The sequence below is a fragment of the Spirosoma daeguense genome, from assembly GCF_054776875.1.
This window is the reverse complement of the sequence record NZ_BAAHBF010000006.1, coordinates 350,970-377,951: the sequence shown is the minus strand read 5'-3', so window position 1 is coordinate 377,951 and position 26,982 is coordinate 350,970. Positions and strand designations below refer to the sequence as shown.

Annotated in this window: 21 protein-coding genes; 13 read left to right on the top strand and 8 right to left on the bottom strand. The window is 47.1% G+C overall.

Annotation, left to right across the window (positions count from 1 at the left end; all coding sequences use genetic code 11):
* Nucleotides 1-35 precede the first annotated feature (35 nt).
* Entirely contained in the window at nucleotides 36-956 is a 921-nt protein-coding gene (locus ACYVD4_RS20800) for an ROK family protein (RefSeq protein ID WP_460949013.1), read from the bottom strand.
* 98 nt (nucleotides 957-1,054) lie between these two features.
* Nucleotides 1,055-2,299: an L-fucose:H+ symporter permease gene (gene fucP, locus ACYVD4_RS20795; RefSeq protein ID WP_460949011.1), complete on the bottom strand. Its 1,245-nt coding sequence runs from the start codon at nucleotides 2,297-2,299 to the stop codon at nucleotides 1,055-1,057.
* Between the two features lie 215 nt (nucleotides 2,300-2,514).
* Between fucP and ACYVD4_RS20790 the strand changes: the two genes are divergently transcribed.
* Nucleotides 2,515-3,540: a LacI family DNA-binding transcriptional regulator gene (locus tag ACYVD4_RS20790; RefSeq protein WP_460949009.1), complete on the top strand. Its 1,026-nt coding sequence runs from the start codon at nucleotides 2,515-2,517 to the stop codon at nucleotides 3,538-3,540.
* Nucleotides 3,541-3,569: 29 nt separating this feature from the next.
* On the opposite strand, the gene ACYVD4_RS20785 is transcribed toward ACYVD4_RS20790, so the two are convergent.
* The 3 genes from ACYVD4_RS20785 to ACYVD4_RS20775 all read right to left on the bottom strand — a co-directional run bounded on the left by ACYVD4_RS20785 (nucleotide 3,570) and on the right by ACYVD4_RS20775 (nucleotide 5,320).
* Complete coding sequence (locus ACYVD4_RS20785; RefSeq protein WP_460949007.1) at nucleotides 3,570-3,884, bottom strand: hypothetical protein; 315 nt, start codon at nucleotides 3,882-3,884, stop codon at nucleotides 3,570-3,572.
* A gap of 112 nt (nucleotides 3,885-3,996) precedes the next feature.
* Nucleotides 3,997-4,437 carry a hypothetical protein gene (locus tag ACYVD4_RS20780; RefSeq protein WP_460949005.1) on the bottom strand — a complete coding sequence of 147 codons (441 nt, stop codon included), beginning with the start codon at nucleotides 4,435-4,437 and terminating at the stop codon, nucleotides 3,997-3,999.
* Between the two features lie 133 nt (nucleotides 4,438-4,570).
* Nucleotides 4,571-5,320: an SDR family oxidoreductase gene (locus ACYVD4_RS20775; RefSeq protein ID WP_460949004.1), complete on the bottom strand. Its 750-nt coding sequence runs from the start codon at nucleotides 5,318-5,320 to the stop codon at nucleotides 4,571-4,573.
* Nucleotides 5,321-5,443: 123 nt separating this feature from the next.
* On the opposite strand from ACYVD4_RS20775, the gene ACYVD4_RS20770 reads away from it, so the two are divergent.
* The 12 genes from ACYVD4_RS20770 to ACYVD4_RS20715 all read left to right on the top strand — a co-directional run bounded on the left by ACYVD4_RS20770 (nucleotide 5,444) and on the right by ACYVD4_RS20715 (nucleotide 24,657).
* Nucleotides 5,444-6,346, top strand: coding sequence for a histone deacetylase family protein (locus tag ACYVD4_RS20770; protein WP_460949002.1), 903 nt, complete (start codon nucleotides 5,444-5,446; stop codon nucleotides 6,344-6,346).
* A gap of 305 nt (nucleotides 6,347-6,651) precedes the next feature.
* Complete coding sequence (locus ACYVD4_RS20765) at nucleotides 6,652-7,413, top strand: HpcH/HpaI aldolase family protein (RefSeq protein ID WP_460949000.1); 762 nt, start codon at nucleotides 6,652-6,654, stop codon at nucleotides 7,411-7,413.
* A gap of 117 nt (nucleotides 7,414-7,530) precedes the next feature.
* Nucleotides 7,531-7,848: a 50S ribosomal protein L21 gene (gene rplU / locus ACYVD4_RS20760; protein WP_460948998.1), complete on the top strand. Its 318-nt coding sequence runs from the start codon at nucleotides 7,531-7,533 to the stop codon at nucleotides 7,846-7,848.
* Between the two features lie 100 nt (nucleotides 7,849-7,948).
* On the top strand, nucleotides 7,949-8,278 hold the full coding sequence (gene rpmA, locus ACYVD4_RS20755) for a 50S ribosomal protein L27 (RefSeq protein WP_460948997.1): 330 nt from the start codon (nucleotides 7,949-7,951) through the stop codon (nucleotides 8,276-8,278).
* Between the two features lie 128 nt (nucleotides 8,279-8,406).
* Entirely contained in the window at nucleotides 8,407-9,009 is a 603-nt protein-coding gene (locus tag ACYVD4_RS20750) for a NifU family protein (RefSeq protein ID WP_460948995.1), read from the top strand.
* 272 nt (nucleotides 9,010-9,281) lie between these two features.
* Entirely contained in the window at nucleotides 9,282-10,706 is a 1,425-nt protein-coding gene (locus tag ACYVD4_RS20745) for a DUF5723 family protein (RefSeq protein WP_460948993.1), read from the top strand.
* A gap of 86 nt (nucleotides 10,707-10,792) precedes the next feature.
* Nucleotides 10,793-12,901 carry an ATP-dependent DNA helicase RecG gene (gene recG, locus ACYVD4_RS20740; protein ID WP_460948991.1) on the top strand — a complete coding sequence of 703 codons (2,109 nt, stop codon included), beginning with the start codon at nucleotides 10,793-10,795 and terminating at the stop codon, nucleotides 12,899-12,901.
* 278 nt (nucleotides 12,902-13,179) lie between these two features.
* Nucleotides 13,180-16,470: a SusC/RagA family TonB-linked outer membrane protein gene (locus tag ACYVD4_RS20735; protein WP_460948989.1), complete on the top strand. Its 3,291-nt coding sequence runs from the start codon at nucleotides 13,180-13,182 to the stop codon at nucleotides 16,468-16,470.
* Nucleotides 16,471-16,562: 92 nt separating this feature from the next.
* On the top strand, nucleotides 16,563-18,416 hold the full coding sequence (locus ACYVD4_RS20730) for a RagB/SusD family nutrient uptake outer membrane protein (RefSeq protein WP_460948987.1): 1,854 nt from the start codon (nucleotides 16,563-16,565) through the stop codon (nucleotides 18,414-18,416).
* Between the two features lie 155 nt (nucleotides 18,417-18,571).
* On the top strand, nucleotides 18,572-21,958 hold the full coding sequence (locus ACYVD4_RS20725) for a VCBS repeat-containing protein (protein WP_460948985.1): 3,387 nt from the start codon (nucleotides 18,572-18,574) through the stop codon (nucleotides 21,956-21,958).
* A 23-nt stretch (nucleotides 21,959-21,981) separates the two neighbouring features.
* Nucleotides 21,982-23,256: an McrC family protein gene (locus tag ACYVD4_RS20720; protein WP_460948983.1), complete on the top strand. Its 1,275-nt coding sequence runs from the start codon at nucleotides 21,982-21,984 to the stop codon at nucleotides 23,254-23,256.
* An 84-nt stretch (nucleotides 23,257-23,340) separates the two neighbouring features.
* Nucleotides 23,341-24,657 (top strand): gluconate:H+ symporter, encoded by a 1,317-nt coding sequence (locus ACYVD4_RS20715; RefSeq protein ID WP_460948982.1) that lies wholly within the window; start codon nucleotides 23,341-23,343, stop codon nucleotides 24,655-24,657.
* Nucleotides 24,658-24,757: 100 nt separating this feature from the next.
* Here the strand turns inward: ACYVD4_RS20715 and ACYVD4_RS20710 are convergent, their stop codons facing one another.
* From ACYVD4_RS20710 to sigJ, 3 genes are all read right to left on the bottom strand, one after another.
* Nucleotides 24,758-25,561, bottom strand: a complete 804-nt coding sequence (locus ACYVD4_RS20710; protein ID WP_460948980.1) for an SDR family oxidoreductase — start codon at nucleotides 25,559-25,561, stop codon at nucleotides 24,758-24,760.
* Between the two features lie 6 nt (nucleotides 25,562-25,567).
* On the bottom strand, nucleotides 25,568-25,996 hold the full coding sequence (locus ACYVD4_RS20705) for a hypothetical protein (protein WP_460948978.1): 429 nt from the start codon (nucleotides 25,994-25,996) through the stop codon (nucleotides 25,568-25,570).
* Nucleotides 25,997-26,065: 69 nt separating this feature from the next.
* A complete protein-coding gene (gene sigJ / locus ACYVD4_RS20700) occupies nucleotides 26,066-26,917 on the bottom strand; it encodes an RNA polymerase sigma factor SigJ (RefSeq protein ID WP_460948977.1) in 852 nt (283 codons plus the stop codon).
* Nucleotides 26,918-26,982: the final 65 nt, after the last annotated feature.

Genomic DNA, 26,982 nt, shown 5'->3' with positions numbered 1-26,982 from the left:
ACAGCCGGAGCCTGTTTGAGCCACACCTTAAGCTGTTACAGCAAAGCCGCGCCAAAAACACCCGCGCTGTCGCCGAGTTTGGGTTTGAGAAACAACGTATTGAGCCGTCCACTGTTGAATACGTATTTTTTTGCACGTTCCACCCCTTCGGTATATAACAAGTCGACATTACCGACACCACCACCCAGCACAATAGCATCCGGGTCGAGCATATTGACGATGGTTGATATGGACCGGCCGAAATTCTCCAATAATCGCTCTACAGTAGCCGCAGCAAACGTATCGCTGCCAGTCTGATAGCGGTCGAGAATGGCTTTTAGATTATGGCTTTCACCGCTTTGTTCGCGATAAAATCGTTCGAGTGCTGGACCAGAAATGACCTGCTCATTACAGCCACGTTTGCCGCAATAACAGGGATAGCCATTTTCTTCCAGAATATTGTGGCCCCACTCGCCACCGATTCCCTGCCGACCCGCCTGAACTACGGCTCGTCCGTCAAGACCACGAAAAACGACGCCCCCGCCAACGCCTGTTCCCAGAATAACGCCGAAAACCATCCGAAAATCAGGAATGACATCCTGCACGCTGCCCATCGTTGCTTCAGATAGGGCGAAACAGTTAGCATCGTTGGTTGTTAGTACGTCGACGCCTAGCGCACGAATCAGATCATCGCGGAAAGGTTGCCCATTGATACAGACCATGTTGGAGTTTTTCATGGTAGCCGTTCCGGGGTCGATTGTGCCAGGTGTGCAGAAGCCAATTTTCTCAGGCTTGAGGCCTGTTTCGGCTCTAAGCTGATTGATTAGCTTGGTAATCTGACTAATAATATGCTGGTAACCGAGATGCGCTTCGGTGGCAATTCGTCTACGGATAATAATAGCATCGGGCGAAGGTGCACTCAAAATAACCGCTTCGATTTTGGTCCCTCCTAAATCAACCCCCCAATAGTTCTGCATGCGCTACGACACAAAAAAGCAATAAATGATAGCAGAGAAGCAACCAGTTGTGGTTGCTTCTCTGTAAAATGACAAAATTATACGGGAGCGCGATATGTTTATTTGACTTTGTAAAATTTTGCTCCGAATAGAAAAATAACCGCGTAGCAGATGATTGGCAGATAGTAGGCATTTGCTACGTCTTTTTCGGCAGCCATACCCATTAAAAACGGAAAAACAGCCCCCCCAACAACACCCATCGAAATAAACGACGATGCCTGTTGCGTGTGCGCTCCCAGATTTTTCAGACCCAAACTAAAGATGGTCGGGAACATGATACTGAAAAAGAAATTCAGCATCAATAGGGCAATAAAGGAAGGCCAGCCCAGACTCTGACTGATAATGAGACACATCAGAATATTGCAGGCGGCAAAAATGGCCAGCAATGTATGGGGTGCTATAATCCGCATCAGAAACGTGCCAACAAAGCGTCCGGCCAGCATAAGCCCCATAAACAGCACCATGTAGTTTCCTGCAACAGCATCTGAAAACCCCATTTTTTCATGACCATAGTTGATAAAGAACGCCCATGTTCCGCCTTGTGCCGCTACGTTGAAAAATTGGGCAATAACAGCCCAAATGAAATGGGTATGCTGAAAGAGGGTTTTACCCGGCTCAACGTCTACATTGGCGGCTTCAGGATCAGCTACTACCGCATGTGGATCGGTTACGGGAGGAACTTTTACGAATGAAAAAAGAATCGCAATTGTTGCGATAACACTGCCAATGGCAATATATAACACCTTTACCGAGGTCAGGTCGGTGCTGCCTTCAGTGTTGTTTCGTAACAGGAAAAAAGATCCGATTGCTGGCCCGATAATGGCACCCAACGCATTGAAAGCCTGCGCAAAATTGATACGTTGATCACTAGTACGCTGATCGCCAAGAGAGGCCACGAACGGGTGGGCAACGGTTTCGAGGGTGGATAGTCCGCAACCAAGAATAAAGAGAGCAATACCAAAGTAGGTAAAGGACGCAGCGGCTGCGGCAGGTACAAACAAAAATGCCCCTGTTGCAAAAAGCGATAGTCCTAGTAACACGCCGTTTTTGTACCCAAATCGCTTCATAAATAAGCCCGCCGGGATACCCATAACAAAATAAGCACCAAAAATAGCGAACTGGACAAAGGCCGATTGAGTCTTGGTGAGGTTCAGTACGTGTTGAAAGTGCTTGTTCAAAACGTCGCCCATAGTGATTGCAACTCCCCAGAACATGAAGAGCGACGTAACAAAGACGAGCGTAACGAGGTATTTTTTATCGGTAAAAGCGGCTTTGGTTGCCGGATTAACTGCGGTTGCCTGCATGAGAAAGGATAAGTGAACGTAATAACCGGCTTGCTATTACAAGCCTTCGTTGCCTGATACATTGTTTGACGGAGTAAAGTAAAGTATTTTCATAGGCTAAACTACCTTTCTCTAAAGAGGATAATTACGGGCAACGTATCAGCCCACTCATGCGTATCCTATTACGTATGGTATCTCAAGCAGTCGCTCCAAGCAATTGGTAAAGCCCTGATTCTATGAAAAACACACCAGTTACGATAAAGGACATTGCCCGGTCGCTGAATATCTCGATTTCAACGGTTTCGCGGGCACTACGTGGTATGCAGGAAATTAATTCAGACACACGTAACGCCGTTTTGAAGGTTGCTGAAGAACTTGATTATCAGCCGAATCAATTAGCGAAAAATCTGGCAAAAAGCCGAACGAAAACGATTGGCGTAATAGTGCCTAACCTGAGTTATCATTACTTTTCAGCTATGCTTAATAGTATCGAAGAGGCTGCACTACAGGCGGGTTATAGCGTACTGGTTTGCCAAACGAATGAGTCGTATCTGCGTGAGATGACTAATATTCAGAATCTGCTACGTAGTCAGGTCGAAGGATTTATTATTTCACTTTCGCGGGATACCGATAATTATGATCATGTGGAGCGACTAGTACGTAAAAATGTGCCGCTAGTATTATTTGATCGCTACGCAGACAGCATCGACGTATCGAAAGTTATTGTCGATAATTATGCAGCTTCGTTCAAGGCAACCGAGCATCTTATCGAAAATGGCTGTCAACGGATTGGTTTTCTGGCAGGGCCTTCGCAACTGGTGTTAAGTAATCAGCGCATTGCAGGATATAGAGCAGCTCTGGAAAAACATAACCTGCTGGTTGGCGATCAGTACGTAGTGCATTGCGATTACACGCAGGAAACAGCAATTATGCAGACACTCGCGCTGATAAATTTGTCGCAACCGCCCGATGGTATTGTTTGTATAAGCGACCGAATGGCGTTTTCGGCTATCTACGCCATGAAGCAGAAAGGGATGCGTATTCCTGAGGACATAGCCGTTGTAAGTTTCAATAACGAGCCAGTTTCGGCTTATTTCTCGCCCCCATTGAGCAGTATTAGCCAGCCTATTCAGGAAATGGGTACTGAAACGGTTCGGTTGTTGCTCAACGAAATTAACGCTGTAGAAGATATAGTGCCGAAAGAAACGAAGATTATGGAGACGCAGCTTATGGTCCGGGCGTCGTCAATGAAAAAAGGGTAGGTTCCTCTTCAGGACCTACCCTTATATAATCAATTGGGCTCGTCAATCATCGATGGGTCAGGTTCAGTACCATCGTTATTCCCTAATGTATCGCCATTACCGTAGTCTCTGGTGTCAGGCTCCATATTGGGACTTCCCGAAAAGGCACCTGCATTGCCCGATTGCTGTTCCTGCTCATCGGTTGGCGTAGAAGGCACCGTATTGGCATCGCCCGAAAGATCAGTTGGGTTGTAGTCCTGATTCAGCATTTCACCCTCGTCGGGAACTTGAATCGGCCCACCTGTTTCGGGGTTGACTGTTTGCGACTGTTGGTTCAACATCGCATCCTGATTTACATTTTCCATGACGTATTGCTTTACGTAGTACATATTATGTTCTACGATAGACGAATTCCTACCCCCTATTGTTTAGAGAATTTCGCTTAACTGCATTCGCTGTAGAAACCGTATGCACCTATTAGCCACGAGTGAAAACCTCCCAAAGTCGACTGTGCAGCTTGGTGGCATAGGCCCGAATGTCATTGCAGGATGTATGAATTGAAAACGCCGAAAATTGATTCGAAGCGCTGGGTAATGGTTCAACCTGAATTGTTCGCTCACTGGCTCCGCGACCTGCCTGCCGACGTACTGTTCCTGTTAGCCGAAGGCCCGCGTCCATCAGGTCTGTTTGAAACGACTGTGACTGACTGGCAGCAATAATTTCCCGCGAAAACCGCTGAAGCCGGTTGGCGTCGAACCAGGTAAGTGTAGGTATCTGCAACTGGCGGATGTATCGGTTCTGACGGCATAACACCTTTACCGATAATAGCGATTGGTCGACGCTACGTCGAGACGAAACCTGAAGGTCCAGAAATTCCAGCGGAGCGACTTCGGATGCGGTGGCGAGTTCAATTTCCATAGTTGATGAACGAATAAACAGTTGCAGCTAAAGACAACAAAGGTAATAGGTGTATCAATGGGCTGGCCGTTGCATGTAGTAACACTTATTGAGTGGCCCTTGTTAGCTGACTAAATACATTTTTGTTTAATCGTTAGACATAGATCATTTTGCGGGTCATGCCGCCGTCGACAATAAAATTCTGTCCGGTAATAAAACTGTTCTCAGGGGCAATCAGAAACAGAATCATACGGGCAATATCGTCGGCCTGCCCCACACGCCCGGCTGGGTGCTGGAGGTGATCTTCGGGGGTAAGGTCTTCTGACTTTGCTTTAGCTTTTTTCTTCAGTACCGATACGTCGATCCAGCCCGGACTGATGGCATTTACTCGCACATCAGGCCCAAGACTTACGGCTAATGAATGTGTTAGAGCCAAAATTCCGCCTTTACTGGCCGAATACGCAAACGTATCGGATTCTGACTGCATTGCCCTTGTAGAGCACATATTAATGATGGTTCCTTTTTGAGCGGCCAGATAGCTCGCCGTATGTTTAGCGCACAGAAATGCTCCCGTTAAGTTTGTGCCAATCACACGATTCCATTCATCGAGAGTAAACTTATCGAGTGATCGCTCAATCATAATAGCCGCATTGTTGATCAGCGCGTCGATCTGGCCGAAATGAGAAATGGTTTGTTCGGCAGCCTTACGGACATTGGCCTCACTCGATACGTCGCAGTTAACGAATAAAATCTGGGCCGACGACGCTTTGAATGCTTCCCGCAATTCGGCAAGTGCGTCGGTGTCCGATTCCCAGATGGCTACCCGGTAGCCATGAGTCAATAAGTATTGGGTAGTAACGCGGCCAATTCCCTGGCCACCTCCGGTAATGATAGCAGTTTTCATACGAGTTGGATAAACCCTATCAACGAACAATTGACGTGTCTTGGTAACACAAGCCGACGGAGATGCGTTAAAGAAAAGCATATCCTTATCGAACGGGACAAGCCTGGCTTATCTGCTCATCGCATGCTTCAAATTGCTTTTTCGCCGGTTTATCGGCTTCGATTACCTGAAGGACATCGGTTTCCGATGCTTAAATACGAGTTGATTTACGAACAGTTAGTATACGAAGGCACTTGTACCGACGCTAATTTTTTTGCCCCCGATCCTGTCGATGACCATTGGGTTTTGGGCGTACATACACCCGACTACGTTCGGTCGCTGAAAGAGTTGACTGTATCTCCTGCCATGATGCGTCGGATTGGTTTTCCGTTAACCGCCGAACTGATTGCGCGTGAATGGATTATTACGCAGGGAACGATTGACTGTACGCAAATTGCCCGTCGGGAGGGTGTAGCGATGAACGTAGCGGGCGGTACGCATCATGCTTATCCTGAACGGGGAGAAGGTTTTTGTATGCTCAATGATGCAGGCGTAGCGGCTCATTATCTGCTCGAAACAGGACAAGCTCAGAAAATTCTCGTTATTGATTTAGACGTGCATCAGGGCAACGGAACGGCGGTTATGTTTCAGAATGAACCACGTGTGTTTACGTTCAGTATGCATGGGAAAGACAATTATCCGCTAAAGAAAGAAACGTCTGATCTGGACATTGAGCTACAGACCCAGACATCGGACGCGGATTATCTGAATACGTTGTCTGATACGTTGCCAAAACTAATCCAGCGCGAACAACCTGATTTTCTGTTCTATAATTCGGGTGTTGATATACTGTCTTCTGATCGACTTGGAAAATTAAACGTAAGCCGGGAAGGGTGTAAACAACGTGATACGTTTGTATTTGAACAGGCGATAAAAAACGGACTGCCTATTGCAGTTTCGATGGGTGGGGGCTATTCTCCTCGCCTTGCCGATATTGTAGAAGCTCATTGCAATACGTTCCGGGTAGCTTCCAGTCTGTTTTTCTAAACGGAAAAGTGCGAAAGCCGCTCCTTTAGAACGGCTTTCGATACGTGACGATACGTAGTTGAAGACTTACTTACGGGTGTGGATAGAAGCCTTACAAATTTCGCTACGTAGCAGATAGTCGTCAATACCATGATCATGGTATATTTTGCGTAACATACTGATTTTTTTGGCAGTTTGGAATCTTTATTTCGGCTCGAATCGCGTTTGATTCACGTTTCTGCCAACTTTTTTAGTTATTTGGTCATGTTGTTACGTATCATCAATACGTAGTAGAACACGAGTGCGATGGCGTTTTAGAAGTAATTATGAAGCAAAATATTGTGAAAACCCGGCTGAAAAACGGCCAGCCTGTATTAGGTGTCTTAGCGAACAGTACCGATCCGACCATCGCCGAAATTTGCGGCTTTTCTGGATTGGACTTTTATATGATCGATGGCGAACATGGGGCTGTTTCGATGGCGCAGGTTCTGGATATTGTTCGGGCTTGCGAAGTGAGCGGTATTACGCCATTAGCCCGCGTACGTAGCAATGATCCCAAATTGATAGTACAGTTTCTGGATGCTGGCGTTATGGGTATTATGATGCCGGGCATCAGTACTGTTTCGGAACTCGAAACGTTAGTCAAAGCTGTCAATTATCCGCCAGTGGGCACACGCGGATTCGGCATTGTACGAGCGAATGATTATTTGCTGGGAGAAATGAATCAGGGTGAGTACGTAACGTTCGCCAACGAACAAATACTGGTGTTGCCTCAGATTGAAACCAGGGAAGCTGTCGATAATCTGGATGAACTACTTCAGGTTGAGGGTGTTGATGGCTTTATTATTGGTCCGCGAGATTTAGCGATGTCAATGGGTTATTATGATGGTTTAGGCCATGACGAAGTGAAACGTACCATTGCGGGTGTGGTAGAGAAAATCAAAAAAGCAGGTTTAGTGGCCGGAACCACAGCAGCAACTGGCGATCAGGCCCGCGCGCTTATTGACCGGGGTGTATTGTTTTGCTTAAATACGCTCTCAGGCTTAATGAAATCGGCTGCCAGTGATTATATGAAGGGGAGAGAGTGATGAGTGATGTTCCTTTGGGGTCTGATTAGAAATCATAAAATAATTCATCATTCATGGTTCATCATTCATCATTTTATGCTTACCTTTGCACCCTCATTTCCAAATTTATACAATAAAATGTACGCAATCGTAGAGATCGCAGGGCAGCAATTCAAGATCCAGAAAGGACGCTTTATCTATACCCACCGGTTAGAGGGCGACGTGGACGCTGCACTTGCCTCCGACAAGGTGAAAGTTCTCCTTGTTGACAACGAAGGGAGCATTACCATCGGTGCTCCAACCGTAGCAGGCGCTTCGGTATCGGTTAAAATCGTTGAACACCTGAAAGGCGAAAAAGTACTCGTCTTCAAAAAGAAACGCCGGAAAGGATACAAAAAGAAAAACGGTCACCGTCAGTACCTGACGAAAGTCCTGATTGAAGATATTACACTCTAAGTTATAAAGTCGTAAGGTTATAAAGCTGTAAATTTTGCTTCGGCTCAACCCAACTCTATAACGCTACAACTGTAAAACTTTACAACTTCTTTAAAAGAAAATGGCACACAAGAAAGGTGTAGGTAGTTCCAAAAACGGCCGCGACTCGATAAGCAAGCGCTTAGGTGTCAAATTATACGGCGGCCAGTCAGCAATTGCTGGCAATATCATTGTCCGTCAACGCGGTACAAAACACCATCCTGGCAAAAATGTCGGATTGGGTAAAGATTATACATTGTTTGCATTGGTCGATGGTGTTGTAAAATTCCGTCCTGGCCGTGCAAGCCGTTCTTACGTAGACATTATTCCTGCAGGTCCGTCGGCTGTTGAAGCCGCTCCTGTAGCTGCGGCACCGGCAACTTCGGCTAAAGAAGCTGCTGCTGAAGCCTAATCCGTAAGTTATAAAGGTAAAGAACCCGTCAGCCCCATACTGACGGGTTTTTTTATGCGAAAAAACTAAAAAAATACTTGGGGTGTTACCCATACGCACATACGATTGTTGAAACGCACATATAGCTTATGAATCCGACATTAAGCCGCCCCGTATCTATATTTACCGAAGGAAGTCCGAACCCAAACTCGATGAAGTTTGTGGTTAATTTTGAACTTGTACCAACCGGACTTTCGTTCGATTACGCTACTCCGGGCGATGCATTGCTGGAAGGAAAAGCATCGCCATTGGCTGTTGCTTTATTTGGTTTTGACTTTGTTCGTCGGATATTTATCTCCGGTAACTTCGTTACGGTGACGAAAGACGACGAAACCGAATGGGACGACGTGCTGTTCGAAATGAAGTTATTCCTGAAAGATTATTTCAGCGAGCAGAAGCCTGTTTTTGCGCAACGGACTATGGATGCCAACACCACCAAGCTGGACATGGATTCTGAAACCGTGCAAAAAATCAAAGCCGTTCTGGATCAATACATTAAGCCTGCTGTTGAATCAGATGGTGGCGCTATTAACTTTTACTCTTTCGATGAGCCCAGCGGTACTGTTAAAGTTCTGTTACAGGGTTCATGCAGCGGTTGCCCATCATCGACACTTACGCTCAAATCGGGTATCGAAAACTTACTGACCCGGCTGGTTCCCGAAGTGAAACTGGTGGAAGCGGAAGGCGTGTAAATTTTTAGTGAAATAGAAGAATAATTGGTGCGGGAATTTAGCTTTTACTAAATGATTTAATATCCGTGACCGTTCAAAAAGGAATCCGTCATTGGTTAATGCCAGTGGCGGATTTCTTTTGGAAAAACGTTCTAATATGTATTGTAACCACAGTTTAGTTGCTTTCCTTTCCTCGATACGTAGCCAGGTTTACAATAAGAATGACACTGGAACGTATATGACTCATAGTACAGAATTTTGAACAATCTTGCCCAATTAGACTTATTTATTACATGAAATATTCACTCTGGATTGGGTTGTTTCTAGCAGGCACAACGCCCATTTTTGCGCAGAACTTACTGGGGATTTCAACAAGTCGTTTTGGAGGAACCAACCAATTATATATTAATCCGGCGTTGGCTGCCGATTCGCCGAGCAAATTTCATTTAAATATTGCTACGGTTAATCTGCACGCAAATAACAACTACGTTCGGTACCAGGCTCCGTTTTCGTTACTTACCCTGATTAGTGGGAACGTACCAAACCAGTACCGAAATTCGGATGGTACAGTGCATTTCGAAACGAGTTATACGCGTGAGACACTTGATGGAAATCCTAAAAATGGAATGCTGGCTGGCGAGGTACGTGGGCCAGCGTTTCTGGTTCGGTCAGGCGAACGTAGTGCTTTTGCTGTTACAACCCGTTTTCGGGCGGTAGGGCAGATTACGGGCGCGTCGGAGTCGATGCTGGCGGCTGTGCGGGCTGGGTTGGGTGATGGCGCTTTGTATGGAATTCCGAGTGGAAACAATCAATTTGCGGCCAATACCAACACGTATGCCGAGCTAGGATTTACGTATGCAGGTACCGTTTGGGATAATGAAGATGGGCAGAAACTTTTACTGGGTGCAACTGCCAAGTTCTTGCTGGGTTATAATGCTCAACAACTTATCAATCGGGGAATGCAGTACCGGATTGCTTCCGATCCTAATAATCCGAACAGTGCCTTTTTGGAGGCTACTCAACTCGATGCTACGTTGAATTATACTACGTTTCTTCAAAATCGTAAACTATCTATCCCCAATTTATTAAGCTCATCGTTGCCGGGCCGTGGTCTTGGCCTTGACTTAGGATTTACCTACATCAATCAGTACGATGCTGACAGCCCAGCGCTACGTTTAGGTGCCGCAATGACCGACATTGGCGGTATATCATATAAGGGAGAAGCCTATAATTACGCTAATATTGAGCAAAATCCGGTTCGTTTCCGAAGCAGTGATTTTAACAATCTGAATGGTAGCTTAGATATTGTTCGGGTGATCCAGACTAAACTTAACAACGGACGTAGTCCTGATAAAAACAGTTTTCAGGCAGGCTTACCAACTTCGTTGAATCTGTCTATGGATTATCAACAGCCTGGTGGCTTAGGTATCAACGTAACGTATTGGCAGGATATGCGGGCACAGTCGGCAATGGCGATTCACCAGCCGAGTATGTTGGCCGTTACGCCCCGCTATGATGTTCGTTGGCTAGGCATTTCTATTCCGATTGCTTATCTGAATCGGGGGCTCACCGCCGGCGCATCGCTACGTGTAGGACCCGCCTGGCTAGGAACCGACAACCTGCTGGGACTGATGGGAACCCGGTCGAATAGTATAGCCCCTCGTGGTTTAGATATTTATGGAGGGCTGTCGTTTGGCATTGGTGAAGTAGACGATTAACGTAGTGAATTTATCGGGAAATGCGTATTTTTGATCAAATCACGATGTATACCGCGATTTGATGGTCAATTCAAATCCGGCCCGTTATGACCGAACGAGCTACTTTTTTTGATACACCACTTCTTTACCTGAAAGGGTTAGGCCCCCAGCGAACCGAAATGCTCAATAAAGAGCTTAACCTGTTCACGTTTGGCGACCTGATCCAGTATTATCCGTTTCGTTACGATGACCGGAGCCGTTATTATACCATCAGCGAGCTAATGGAATCGATGCCGTCGGCGCAGATAAGGGGGCGGCTTCGCGATTGGTATCTTGAAGGTGAAGGACCTAAAAAGCGACTCGTTGGTACGTTTGAAGACAGTACAGGGTCGATGAGTCTGGTCTGGTTTCAAGGTATTACGTACATCGAGAAAACACTACGTCGCGACGGTGAATATATAGCGTACGGCAAACCCCAATCATTTAACGGCCAGTTCAGTATTGTTCACCCGGAGTTGGAGAACATGGCCACTAGTTCGGAGCAGGAAGCGGGCTTCTTCCCGGTTTATAATCTCACTGAAAAGCTACGGAAGCGACATCTCGACAGTAAAGCCATTGCAAAAATAATGCGAGGGTTGCTGGAACAGTCGTGGACGCATATTCACGAAACTCTACCGACGGCGTTGGTAGAGCAATATCGGTTAATTGGAAAGCGAGAAGCTATCTGGAATATTCACCTGCCTCAAAATCAGGGATGGCTGAAGCAGGCACAGCGCCGGTTGAAATTTGAAGAACTATTTTATAATCAGCTACGACTGATTAAGAATAAGCTTATTCAGAAAGAAGAATTTCCGGGGCAGATTTTTCGTGATACATCGCTGATGAAGCATTTCTATAACGAATTGCTGCCATTTGAATTGACGAGTGCCCAACAGCGGGTAATCAAGGAGGTTTATGCCGACTTTCTGACGGGTAAACAGATGAATCGGCTTCTTCAGGGCGATGTGGGCAGTGGTAAAACCATTGTGGCTTTTATTGCCTGTCTGCTGGCCATTGGCAACGGGGCGCAGGCTTGCCTGATGGCTCCAACCGAAATTCTGGCCGATCAGCATTATAATGGACTAAAGCCGTTTGCCGATGCGATGGGCTTAAACCTAGGTATTCTGACGGGTTCGACCAACAAGAAACGACGGGTGGTTATCCATGATGAGCTTCAGTCGGGCAAAATGCATATTCTGGTCGGCACGCACGCGTTGCTGGAGGACGTAGTGCAGTATAAAAATCTCGGCTTATGTATTATTGATGAGCAACACCGTTTTGGCGTAGCGCAACGGGCTAAACTCTGGCGTAAAAACGAAGTTGTTCCACCACATATTCTGGTGATGACTGCTACCCCAATTCCCCGTACACTGGCTATGACGCTCTATGGGAATCTGGACGTATCGGTCATTGATGAATTGCCGAAAGGACGGAAGCCAATTAAAACGGTGCATAAATTTGACAAACACCGCTCCGAAATATTTGGGTTTATTCGCCAGCAGATTGAACTGGGGCGTCAGGTATACGTAGTATATCCGTTGATTGAAGAATCGGAGAAGCTGGATTACAAAGACCTGATGGATGGTTTTGAGAGTATGCAGCGTGCTTTTCCTCGCCCAAAATACGAGATTGGGATTTTGCACGGTAAAATGTTGCCCTACGAAAAAGACGATGAGATGAAGCGGTTTCTGAAAAACGAAACCCAGATTTTGGTGGCTACTACGGTTATTGAAGTTGGAGTGAACGTACCGAATGCCAGTGTGATGATTATTGAGAGTGCCGAACGGTTTGGCCTATCGCAATTGCACCAGTTACGTGGCCGGGTTGGCCGTGGCGCTGAACAGTCGTACTGCATTATGATGACGGGCTACAAACTGAGCAGCGACACGCGCACCCGGCTTGAAACAATGGTGCGTACTAATAATGGCTTTGAGATTGCTGATGTTGATCTGCAGCTACGTGGCCCCGGTGATTTGAGCGGTACGCAACAAAGTGGCGTAATGGATCTTATGATTGCTGATCTGGCAAAAGATGGTGCTATTCTAACTGCCGCCCGAGAGTCGGCACAAGCCATTCTGACTGAAGACCCCGAATTGGTATTACCTCAACATGCCCCAATTCGGAACCATCTGGATAACATCAAAAAGACAGACAGTAACTGGGGGCGCATTAGTTAACGTAGTTCTTATTTCCTGTTTTACATCTAATAGGCACACCAGAAGGCTTAAAAGTAACTAGTTGCTTTTAAGCCTTCTGGTGTGTTACTGTTTAAAGCTAATCGTATCAAACTAAGTTATACTTAAGTAATTAATTTATGATACTTTATTGATAGGATAATAATGGGTTTGTATAGGAATATTGTTAAAAAAAAGTAGAAATTGGGTAATAAAAGCTAAGTATATTTAACTAGAAACTAGGCTTTGTACTACGTAATTACGCTTAAAAACCTATGCTTATGCAAAACCAATCTACCAAACAGAAAGTCCTCGAAAAAGACAGGGCCAACTGTGTAGACCACGCAAACTGGCTTCAGCGAAGTGCGTTCGGTTTACTGCTTTTACTTTTTTGTTCAGTCAGTGCAATGGCTCAGTCGAAGGTTACTGGAAAGGTGACCGATGATCAGGGGCAGGGACTCCCCGGTGTGAGTATTGTAGTAAAAGGAACAACAACCGGTACCGTTTCATCGGCCGATGGTGGTTATACGGTAAACGTTCCAAGTCGTACTACTACGTTGATTTACTCGTTCATTGGCTACACTAGCCAGGAAGTGCCCGTAAATAACCGGACCGAGATAAACATCACTTTAGCTTCCGACGATAAAATGTTGAATGAAGTTATTGTGGTGGGTTATGGCGAACAAAAGAAAGAAACCGTAACTGGTTCTGTGGCTACCGTTAAAGGTCAGGATCTGGTAAAATCGCCAGCCGTTAACCTGACAAATTCCATTGCTGGCCGGATGCCAGGCGTTATTGCGACTAACCGCAGTGGCGAGCCTGGTGCCGATGGGTCGGCCATCCGGATTCGTGGCTCTAATACGTTGGGGAACAACGATGCGCTTGTCGTAATTGACGGAGTGCCGGCGCGGGCTGGAGGTATCGACCGTCTGAACCCAGCCGATATTGAAAGTATTTCAGTACTGAAAGATGCGTCGGCTGCCATTTATGGTTCGCGGGCGGCTAACGGCGTTATTCTGGTAACAACCAAGCGTGGTAAAACGGGTAAACCTGAACTGTCGTATTCTTTCAATCAGGGTTGGGCACAGCCGACGGTTATTCCTAAAATGGCGTCAGCCGCTGAGTATGCGCAGTTGAACAACGAAATCAACGCGTACAACCTGCCTTCGCAGTATTGGAAGCCAGCGCTCGATGCGTTCAACACAACGGGAACATACACCCGCCCCGACAACGGTGCTGTGGCTAAAGCTGCCTTTACGCCTGACGAAATCAAAAAGTTTCAGGATGGCTCCGATCCATGGAAATACCCCAACACCGATTGGTTCGGTGATGCGTTGAAAACCTGGTCTCCGCAGACGCGCCACACGTTGCAGCTCAACGGGGGTGGTGAAAATATCAAATACCTAGTTTCGGCCAACTATCAGAATCAGGATGCGTATTACAAAAACTCGGCAACGGGGTACAAGCAGTATGACTTCCGTCTGAATCTGGATGCCAAGATTAGTAAGCACATAAGTTTGGTAACGGGTGTGGTTGGTCGTCAGGAAAATCGCTTCTACCCAACCGTAGGTGCGGGAGCCATCTTCCGGATGCTGATGCGGGGGTATCCTAACCGGCCTGCTTACTGGCCTAATGGCTTACCTGCTCCCGACATTGAAAACGGTCAGCAACCGGTACTGGTAACAACGAGTGCCACGGGCTACGATAGAGACACACGCTACTACCTCCAAAGCAATGCCACCGTGAACGTTACAAACCCCTGGATTCCCGGTTTGAAATTTAGTGGTAGTATTGCGCTGGACAAATACATCCAGCAGGGTAAGCGGTGGCAGACACCCTGGTACGTTTACAGCTGGGATTATACATCCTACGATGCCAATAAACAACCCGTTCTGACGCGCGTTGCCAAAGGCCCAGCTCAGGCTGAACTCAACCAGTATACCAACGATCAGTTTAACTCATTGCTGTCGGGTATCCTGTCGTATGACCGCACCATCGCTGGCGACCACGCCATTACGTTGCTGGCTGGTATTACGAAAGAACAGAGTAACTCAAACGGCTTCTTCGCGTTTCGGAAGTACTTTGCGTCAACGGCAATCGATCAGCTGTTTGCTGGTGGTAGCGCCGAGAAAAACTCTGGAAACAGCCCTACACAAACCCCACTCTGGGAGCGTGCGCGCATGAGCTATTTCGGTCGTGCTGCGTATAACTACAAAGAACGTTATCTGGTTGAATTTCTGGGCCGTTACGATGGGTCGTACATGTTCCCAGCATCTAGCCGATGGGGTTTTTTCCCTGGCGTATCGGCGGGCTGGCGTATCTCCGAAGAAAATTTCTTCAAGAAAGCCCTACCCGTGGTCAGCAACCTCAAACTGCGCGCATCATGGGGGCAGTTGGGTAACGATCAGGTTTACTTCAATGACGTACTGCGTGAATATGATTACTTACCAACTTATGCCTACGGGGACGTAGTAAATGCCAACTGGGGCTATGTGGTTGGTAATCAGGTTGCTCAGACGCTTTATGAAAACGGAGTGCCGAACACAAACCTGACCTGGGAAGTAGCGAACAACGCCAACATCGGTCTGGAAGGCTCATTGCTGAACGGCAAAGTCTTTTTCGAATTCGACGTCTTCCAGAACAAGCGCTCGAACATTCTGTGGCGGAAAAGTGCTTCTATTCCCCAAACAACGGGCGCTACGTTACCCGCTACAAACATCGGGAAAGTTAGCAACAGCGGATATGAATTCAACGTGGGATACAACGGTCAGGCTGGTGATTTCAAATACAGTGTGAGCGTAAACGGTGGTTATGCCAAGAATACCATTACCTTCTGGGACGAAACTCCGGGAGCTCCCGAGTGGCAACGGTCGACTGGGAAGCCTATCCCGACGAACGTTAACGATCCGAACCAGCAAAATGGATCGCTGATGTACCAGTATGATGGTATTTTCTCGACCCAGGCTGAGATCGACGCCAACAGAATCGACTATAGTGGAGTAGGAGCCAGCACGTTACGTCCAGGCGACATGCGGCTCAAGGACATCGATGGTAACGGTAAAATCGACGCTCAGGACCGAGTACGCGCCGACCGGAACAACCTGCCGCGCTTTCAGGGTGGTATCAATGGAAACATCCGTTGGAAAAACTTCGATCTGACGGTGCTGTTTCAGGCTGCAACGGGTGGGCAAATCTTCCTGCAAACTGAGTCGGGTACGATTGGTAACTTCCTCAAATACAACTACGATAATCGCTGGACGGTAGATAATCCGAGCACGGTTCACCCCCGTATCGTTGACCGTAGCAACCAGTATTTCTCGAACGGAACTACGTACTGGCTGAAGAGCACGGACTACATCCGCCTGAAAAACCTGGAGCTGGGCTACACGCTGCCTGCCGCAATAGGCAACAAGATTGGCCTGAGTAGCCTGCGGGTTTATGTAAACGCGCTGAACCTCGCTACGTACGCACCGGATATGAAAGGATTGTTCGATCCGGAGTCGGCTGGAGGTAATGCTCAGTACTATCCGCAGTCGCGTATTATCAACACGGGTCTGGCTTTGAGCTTCTAATCAATGAGTTTAATGGCTGAGGATCAGGATTCGATTGCGTCAATAAATACCAAGAAAAGTACTGATTATCAGCCTTAAAATAAGAAACACAAATGAATCATATAGTAAAAAACCTGATTGGGGGAGTGCTGCTGGGGGCATCGATGATCAGTTGTAACCATGAATTCCTCAATACCCAGCCCGTTGATAAGGTATCGGGTAGTGCGGTCTGGTCAGATCCTTCCTTGTCGGACGCTTTTGTAACAGACGTCTATAATGGTCTGAGGGATGGTATTCTGGATCAGATGAGCTTCGATTGCCAGACCGACAATGCCTTGTACAGCTTCGGTAAGCAGGATGTAAACGAAGCGAACGTGAGCCCTTCCAACATAGGAACGGTTAAAACTACGATGGATTGGGCTTCCATGTACCAGCGCATCCGGGCCGCCAACATCGCACTGGCGAACCTGGCCAAGCCGAAGTTTGATAACACGAACGGCATTGCCGACCGAATGAAAGGCGAAATGTATTTCTTACGTGGCTATTATCACAATCAGTTGTTGCGTTACTATGGCGGTATCCCGATTGCCAAAACAGCCTACACACTAAACGAAGCCGACTTCAACGTCTCCCGTAATACGTATGAGGAATGTGTGAATGCTATCGTTAGCGATCTGGATTCGGCTTCGATTCTGCTCAAAGGCAGAACGATGGCTGCCGGTCGGGCTACACAAGGTGCCGCTATGGCACTGAAAGCTCGCGTACTGCTTTATGCCGCCAGTGATTTGCACGACATTCCGACGGCTAAAACCAAGTCGAGCGTAATCGCTGCTGCCGCCAATCCGGAACTGCTGGGATACGTCAGTGGTGACCGGGCTGCCCGTTGGCAGAAAGCCAAAGATGCTGCGAAAGCCGTTATGGATCTGAATCAGTATGGCTATAAGCTCAACCTAAGCGCGCCCGTTACGGCTTCCGAAGGCCAGCAGAACTACCTCAATATATCGTTGTCGCGTAATGGCGGAGAAGCCGATGGTATTTTCCTGAAATACTACATCCGGGCATCGTTCGACGATTGGGGTTCCTGGTATCCACGTAACAACATGCCCAACGGTTACCACGGCTGGACGTCCAGCCAACCGACGCAGCAGCTTGTTGATAGCTACGAGATGATGGACGGCTCGAAGTTCGACTGGAAAAACCCAACACACGCGGCTGCTCCTTACGAAAACCGTGATCCCCGTTTTTACCAGTCGATTCTGTACGACGGAGCACAGTGGAAACCCCGGACGCCCGATGCCATAGGTATCGACCCGGCTGGTCAGATTCAGATGGGCTTCTACGAAACCGGAACAGGTGGCGGAACGGTTACTGCATTTGCTGGGCTAGACACACGTAACAGTACTATCGAAAACTGGAATGGCACCTGGACGGGCTACGGTATCCGTCGCTTTATGGACCCAGATCCGGCGCTGGTCGACATGAGCATCCGTCAGGAAGTTCCATCGATTCAGATCCGGTATACGGAAGTTGTGCTGAACTACGCTGAAGCTTGTATGGCACTCGGTCAGGATGCCGAAGCAAAAACCTGGATCAACCGGGTTCGTTTCCGGGCAGGTATGCCAGCGATAACGGAATCGGGTGCTGCTCTCATGACCCGTTATCAGAACGAAAGAAATGTTGAGATGCTTTTCGAGGATCAGCGGTTCTATGATGTCCGGCGTTGGATGATTGCCCCAACGGCCTTGGGTAGCCAGGCAAAAATCATCGTGATCAACGGCAAACTCAAAGCGGGTAAAACGGTATCGACCTACAAGTACAGCAAGGATAACTACAATTATACCTATAGTGTACAGGATCTGGGCGTCGGTAAAGAAAACCGGAAGTGGAACGACAAGCTTTACTTCCTGCCGATCAACCGCGATGAAATAAACCGAAACAATAAACTGGTACAAAATCCAGGTTATTAAGTAAATAAATAATGGATAATGTAAAATGAATAATGCTCGGTCTTACTAATTCTTCATTATCCATTTTCATTAAACTAATGCCTTCAAAAATGCCAGTACTACGTGGGTGCTGGCATTTTTGGCTTATTTTTATAAAAAGATAAAATTACCCTTCTGTGAATACAATTAGCCGTTTCGTTTTAGTATTTGGACTTATTTATGTTGCTGGTTGTCAGTCATCTGATAAAACTGAACAAACAAGCGATAAAGATGGCCCTCCTCTGTTTACGTCACTCACGCCCGAACAAACGGGCGTTACGTTTGCCAATAATTTGAACGAAGGACTGAATACGAACGTACTGATGTACGAATATTTCTACAATGGCGGTGGAGTGGCTGTTGGCGATCTGAATAACGACGGGCTGGAAGATATTTTCTTTACCGGAAACATGCTGCCAAACCAGCTTTACATCAACAAAGGAAGCTTAAAATTTACCGACGTAACAGCTCAGGCAGGTGTGGCTGGTCGAGAAGGCCCCTGGCGAACGGGGGCGTCGATGGCCGATGTAAATGGTGATGGGCTTCTTGATCTATTTGTTTCGTATTCGGGTAGTTTACCGCCACATAAACGCATCCCTCAACTCTTCATCAACGACGGCCCTGATACACAGGGTGTACCGCATTTTTCCGAACGAACAATTGAATGGGGCCTTGATCAACCGGGTCAGACAACACAGGGAACGTTCTTCGACTATGACCGCGATGGCGATCTGGACCTATTTCTGTTGAACCATAACCCCCGCCTTTTACCCGTACTTGACCCCGGTCCAACGGCCGCGCTTCTCAAAGAAAAGAATCCTGAAATTGGTGTTCGGCTATTACGTAACAATGGCAAACGATTCGAGGACGTAACGGCAAAAGCTGGACTGAGTAGTTCCGTGCTGACGTATGGATTAGGGTTGGGTGTATCTGATTTCAACGCCGATGGCTGGCCAGATTTCTATATTTCCAATGATTACACGATTCCTGATTATCTCTACATCAATAATCAGGACGGTACGTTTACCAATCAACTCGAAAACAGCATTCGGCATACGTCTCATTTTTCGATGGGGAACGACGTAGCAGATCTAAACAATGATGCGCTCCCCGACATCATGACGCTCGATATGTTGCCTGAAGATAACCGTCGGCAGAAACTGCTGATGGCCCCCGACAATTACGAAAAATTCGATTTGGCCGTAGCGTCGGGATTTCACTATCAGCATATGCGGAATATGCTGCAACTCAATACAGGCACAGGGCAGGGGGCTATAGGTAACGGGAAAGCGAAATTGCCAATGTTTTCCGAAACAGGTCAGTTGGCCGGAATCTCGAATACCGATTGGAGTTGGGCTCCGTTGCTGGCCGATTATGATAACGATGGCTGGAAAGATATCTACGTAACAAACGGCTACGTTCGCGATTATACCAATCTGGATTTTCTGAAATATATGACCGACTATATGCAGAATCGTCCGCCTAATTTTAGCCGAAATGATGTGCTGGAACTGGTGCATAAAATTCCGTCGTCGAACGTAATGAACTATATGTTTCGCAATCGGGGAGGGGAGTCGGCCGGAAACGTTACGTTCGCGAATGTAGGAGCCGCCTGGGGGCTTTCGCAAACGTCGAATAGCACGGGTGCCGCCTACGCCGACCTAGACAATGATGGCGACCTCGATCTGATTGTTAACAATACGAATCAACCTGCATTTATTTTTCAGAACGAAGCGAATAAAGAGCGTAAACACCATTATCTGTCGGTAAAACTGGTCGGACTGGGCGGTAATACGCAGGGAATAGGAGCAAAAATGACTGTATATCAAGCTGGTAATCAGCAGTACGTCGAGCAAATGCCGACACGTGGCTATCAGTCAACCGTATCGCAGCGGTTGCACGTAGGTTTAGGAACAAAACCGACTATCGATTCACTACGTATCGTTTGGCCAACTGGAAAACAGCAGCTTCTTAAGAATGTAAAACCCGACCAGTTGCTGACGCTTCAGGAGAAAGACGCGCAGGTAACGTATCGGGCTTCACTTACTTCGCCAACGGCGTTTAATGAGGTAAAATCGCCTATTGCGTTTACGGATGCGATCAATAAAACAAACGATTTCAAGCGGCAAGCCCAACTCGTTAATGCGCAATCATTCAGCGGGCCGTGTATGGCGAAAGCCGATGTGAATGGTGATGGCCGCGAGGATGTATATGTGGGTGGTGGCAATGGTCAGGCAGGAGTTTTATTTATTCAATCGGCTGATAACCAGTTTTCTCGAAAGGCTCAAGGCGCATTTGAAGGCGACAAAACCAATATGGATACCGATGCCGTGTTTTTCGATGCCAATGCCGACGGCTTTCCTGATTTATACGTAGTGAGTGGCGGCTATGGCGACGTATTGCCTGACGATCCACTACGTTTGCAGGATCGACTTTATCTGAACGATGGTAAAGGGAATTTTACGAAAAGTCCGAACGCACTCCCTGCATTACGTTCGAGTAAAAGCTGTGTTCGGTTAAGCGATCTAAACGGCGATGGTAAGCCAGATTTGTTTATTGGAGGGCGGGTTGTACCGGGTCGTTACCCCGAAACTCCCCAGAGTTATCTGCTCATTAACGATGGTAAAGGCAAGTTTACCGATCAAACCGCTACGTTGGCACCGACTCTTGCAACTATCGGAATGGTTTCGGATGCGGCCTGGGTCGATCTGAACGCCGATAAAAAAGCCGAACTGGTGCTTGTAGGTGAGTGGATGCCTGTAACGGTGCTTGGTTGGTCAGAAGGTAAACTTATTGATCAGACCAAAACCTATTTCGAGAAAGAATATCGGGGATGGTGGAATAAATTGCTGATCGACGACCTGAACGGCGACGGGCGCCCTGATCTGGTTGTTGGTAATCAGGGGTTAAACACTCAATGTCGGGCCAGCGATGCCGAACCAGCCGAACTGATTTATAAAGACTTCGACAACAACGGTAAACTCGATCCGATTCTTTGCCTGTACGTACAAGGCAAAAGCTATCCGCACGCCACCCGCGACGAAATCCTCGAACAGGTTGGTATGCTACGTCATCGCTTCACCAATTACGACAGTTACTCCAACGCTACGTTGACTGATGTGTTTAAGGAGGAAGAACTAAAAGATGCTCAGAAACTAACGGCGAATGATCTGAAAACCAGTTGTTTTCTTAGTACGCCAGCTGGTAAACTGACTGAAAAACCGTTGCCGCTGGCCGCTCAGGTATCGCCTGTTTTTACCATTACATCCTTAGATTATGATCGGGATGGACATAAAGATCTGTTATTGTGTGGAAATACAAATCAGGTTCGATTACGTTTCGGTCGGGCAGATGCCAACTACGGGTTGTTGTTGCATGGCGACGGTCGCGGTAATTTTACGGCCGTGCCACAATCGCAATCTGGGTTCCATCTGACGGGAGATATACGTAGCGTACTACCATTGGGTAATACGCTACTGTTTGGCATTAACCAGCAAGCGCTCCGTGCCTACCGGCTAAAATGATTGATTACGTTTGCAAGTAATATATGGCAGTAATCTATTCTGTACCTGAAAATGGGCTGGTTGGTAGTGTACATCAATGGGCCGATGCACCTCCGGGCGGTGTGCTGGTACCAGATGATGCGTTTCAGTTGCTACGTCGGTTTGCGTTCGAAGCGGAGCAGGCCGATGCCCTGTTGACCTATACGATACAGAAAGGGCGTGAATTGATTCGTGTGCGGAATTATGTGGGGCTGCTGCCGTTGTCGAGTCGGGTGTATCTCGAAATTCTTCCTAAGATCGATACGGTAGCCAGTACGCGGTCGGTGTTGCTCCGAATGCTACGTCGGTTGCGCAACAGTCCGTTTCGGGTACTTTCCGATACAAATACCGGAACTACTCAATTGCCGTTGTGGGACGTTTTTATCGGTGCTTTTCTGGCAGCAACCGAAACTGTATTACAACAGGGCGTACAACGGGCCTACGTAGCCGAAGAAAGGAATGAGCGATTCTGGAAAGGAAAACTTCAAATACCTCGCCAGTTACGTGAAAATAGGCTACACGCTGAACGGCTGGCTGTAGTTTATGATACGTTAACTGCGGACGTAGCACCGAACCGAATCCTGAAAACCACACTGGTTTACTTGAAAAATCAGACGGACTCACAGGCAAACCTGCGACGTATCGAGATGCTACTGAGTCTTTTGGGTGAGATTCCCGTTGCTACTTCGATTACCCGCGATCGGAATGCAATTCGGCGTGCCGGGCGTCTGTTTATGCGTTACGAGCGGGCACTAGCCTGGGCCGATGCCTTGCTGAGTGGTCAGGGAATGGGTATTGAAACTGGCTCAATCAACAGCTTGTCGCTACTGTTTTCGATGGAGCGGGTTTTCGAAGATTACGTAGCGTATGGTATCCGAACCTATTGGTCGGAAAACAGCGAGGTGCGGATTCAGGAGTCATCGGCACATTTAGTTGAGGAACATGTAGGCGTCCCTAAGTTTAAACTCCGCCCCGATATTCTTATTCGGCATGAAAACCGCACGTTAGTTCTTGACACAAAATGGAAAGAAATAAATGGCAACGTAACAGGTTATGGTATTGAACAGGCCGATTTATACCAGTTATATGCGTACGGAAAGAAATACGGAGCAGACGATCTGTTTCTGGTTTATCCGGCCAATGATACGTTCCGAAAACCACTCGACGTGTTCGGCTACGATGCTACTACCCGGCTGCACGTAGTACCGTTCGATTTAGCTAATTCGTTGGCCAGTGAAGTAGAAAAGCTGGCACAATACGCTTTGTCTTATCAGCAATAAGCCGTTTATTGGGTCGTTTAAGCTGCCAATTTCCTTATTGTTAATTGACCATCATCCATCGTAACAGACTTTACTTCTCCATTCATGCCCTTATTTCTAACGCTTATCGGCATTCTAACGCTCGTTTTACTCGTTGCTTTCGTGCGGTTAGATACCTTCATTTCGTTTGTTATTGTCTCGCTCGGTATTGGACTGGCATCGGGTATGGACGTAATGGCCGTCGGAAAATCTATTCAAACTGGAATCGGCAGTACTCTTGGCGATCTTGTGTTAATTATTGGTTTTGGTGCCATGCTGGGCCGTCTGGTTGCCGAAAGTGGAGCCGCCCGACGAATTACCAATGTATTAATTGGCCTTTTTGGTATTAAAAATATTCGCTGGGGGTTGGCACTCGCGGGTTTTGTGGTTGGTATTCCACTTTTCTATAATGCCGGTTTTATTATTGTAGCGCCATTGATTTTCACGATTGCCGCTTCGTCGCGATTGCCATTGTTGTCGGTTGCGGTGCCAATGTTGTCGGCCCTTTCGGTTGCTCATGGTTATCTGCCTCCCCACCCATCGCCTTCGGCGGTAGCAGCACAGTTGAACGCCGATATTGGTCAGACACTCCTTTACGGAATCATCGTTGCGATTCCAGCCATTATCATTGCTGGGCCGATATTTGGTAAAACGCTGGTGAACATGAAGATTTCGCCCGATAAGGATTTGTTTGACATTAAGGAGGTGCCAAATGAAAACCTGCCGAGTGCTGGTATCAGTTTTCTGGTTGCGTTACTGCCGGTGTTGCTGCTCACTACGTTTGGCCCGCTAAAAGGTGCATTACCTGATGGGTCGCCCTTTAAAACGGCCGTTGTAATGTTGGCTGAGCCTTATATCGGCATGATGTTATCAGTATTGGTCGCGATTTATTTTCTGGGAATTCGGCGGGGACAGTCGATGAAAGCCGTAACGAAAGATCTTGAAGAAGCGGTAAAAGCGGTAGCCCCGATTCTGCTCGTTATTGCTGGTGCTGGTGCATTGAAACAGATTTTTACCGACAGCGGCACGAGCAAATACATTGGTAGCCTGCTGGCCGATGCATCGATTCCGCCATTGGTGCTGGCCTGGGGTATTGCCGCATTCATCCGGGTTTGTGTTGGTTCAGCTACAGTAGCGGGCCTTACTACGTCGGGAATTATCTGGCCACTTATTCAAAATCAGCCTATTAAACCTGAATTGATGGTGCTGGCCATTGGCTCGGGAAGCCTGATGTTTTCGCACATCAACGATGGTGGCTTCTGGCTGTTTAAAGAGTATTTTAACCTGACCATTGGCCAAACCATTCGTACCTGGTCACTGATGGAATCCATCGTATCAATTGTTGGGTTGCTCGGTGTTCTGGCATTGAATATGGTGGTGTAATCGTCTGTGATTCCATCGGTGATCTAGCATTCTTATCTGTATTAAACGAAGTGAGGAGTTGGCGATACGTCAAAAACGTATTTCCAACTCCTCACTTCGTTTAGGTAGCTGGAAATTTTTCCTGCAAGTAAGCTTCCCAATTTTTAGATCCGACTGCTTTTTCTGGGCATGTATTTTCGCCTTTTTCCAGACTTTTCATGAGAACCCCTACAGTTGGTATTGAGACAATAGGTTTCGAAATATTCTGCGCTTTCATCCAGAGTTTTGCCATTGTTCCCAGATCGTACAGCTCCGGGCCACCCAGATTTCGGACATTTTTTTGAGGTCCCGCCTGAGCCAATCGATATAATTCAATCGTAACAGCTTCTACGTGTATCGGTTGTACCAGCAGCTTCTTCGGCACGAATCCGATGGGTAGAGAAAGCAGCTTACTGATAACAAAATCGATCAGGTTGTGAAACTGAGTGGCGCGTAAAATGCTGAATGGAAACCCACTTTGCTGAATCAATTTTTCAGCGTCCAGCTTAGACCGATGATAGCTAAATGGTATTTTGTCGACACCCACAATAGAACTATAAATCAGGTGCTTGACCTCCGATTTCTTTAGCGCGTTCAACAGATTTCGCGTTGTTACGACCTCGAAGGATTCTTTACCAATTTTTGTAGGAGCACTGGCCAGATGAAAAACCGTATCGACATTTGTTAGCGCTTGGGCCAACCCTTCGCCAGTGGTCAGATCAATACGTGTCCAGGCTACCTGTTGAGACTGAATCAACTGGCTAAAAGCACCCGTTTTGATCGGATTTCGACTGCCAATGACAAAATCAATAGTATGCTGTTGCAACGTATTGACAATCGACGTACCTAATACGCCCGTTCCGCCAATGACTAAAACTTTTTTCATGACGTACTACTGATTTACAGATGATTGGTGAGAGGTCAGTTGAGTTAGCAAGAGAGGAATTGGGAGCAAAGCCGCGAGTGATAGAACCACTACGTTGCCCACCTGATCGATTGGCGGAAGCATGTGCAGGTGTTGAAGATGATAGAGCAGATGCGGTACGTTGAATACCAGCAGGCAAATTGCCGTAGCTTTTATCAGCAGAGGCTGACGCAAGGCTAGAACACAGAGTGTAGTTATAGCCATAAAGAATGCGCCTACATCTCGAATAAGATGCTCATTGTAAGGGCCATCTACAGAAACCCACGTGTGGCCGAAGCCAGGGAAATGAGCATAAAACTCATACGGAAAAAATAAAGCCCAAATGCCCGGAACGCTATTGGTGATGGCAAAGTACAGTAATAGAAACTGTATTTGGCGAGTTTGTTTGGTCTGCATAAAACACGAGAAAGTTTTGTGCTAGACAAACCAACTCGAACTTTTGTGACAGAACGCTATAAAAAAAAATTACTGAACATGGACAAGTTTGTCAGGATTGCGAACCGTAAAAATCTGACTAATACCTGCATCATCAATCTCAAAGACCATAACTGTATCTACTTGTCCGGTCTCTTTTTGAGTAAATAAAAGAGCTATTTCCCCATTGATCAGGGTTGGCTCAACGGTCAATGCATGCCCATATTTTTGAGAAATTGAGCGAAGGAACTGACCAACTGCCTGAGCACCAATGAGCGGACGAACAGCCGCAATTGCTTTTCCGCCACCATCGGAATAAAGCACTACGTCGTTTTTGAGCAATTGAACCAGTTCAGAAACGTCTCCCTCTTTACTGGCATTTGTAAATGCCTCTAGCAGAAACGCTTTTTGTTGATTATCAAGAGAGAAGCGTCGTTTTTCGCTGGCTATTTTTTCTTTTGCCCGTCGATAGAGCTGTCGGCAATTTGCTTCGTTGGTGTCGAATAATTGAGCTATCTCGGTATAGGGAATGTCGAAACTTTCTTTGAGAACAAACACCGCCCGTTCCAGTGGCGAGAGTTTTTCGAGCAGGAGCATGAAACCATAGGAAATGTCAAGTCTGGCATCAACAGCGCGATGACTTTCCAGAACGGGTTCGGCAAGCCAAATGCCCTTATAGGCGTCGCGCTGTCGTTTCATCTGAGCCAGATGATTCAGCGCGGCATTGGTAACGCTTTTGGCGAGATACGCGTTCGAGTCCTGAATATCGGTTTGCGAATGATTGAGCCATTTCAATAATACGTCCTGAACAATGTCTTCGCTCGTCATCACTTCGCCCGTCATACGATACGCAATACCGAGTAACGTTGATCGGAACGTAGCATTTACTTCGGGTGCATTCATAAACAATCAGCGGTTGCTACGTAGTAATCTGCGCAAATTACTACGTAGCAACCGCTGATTGGAAT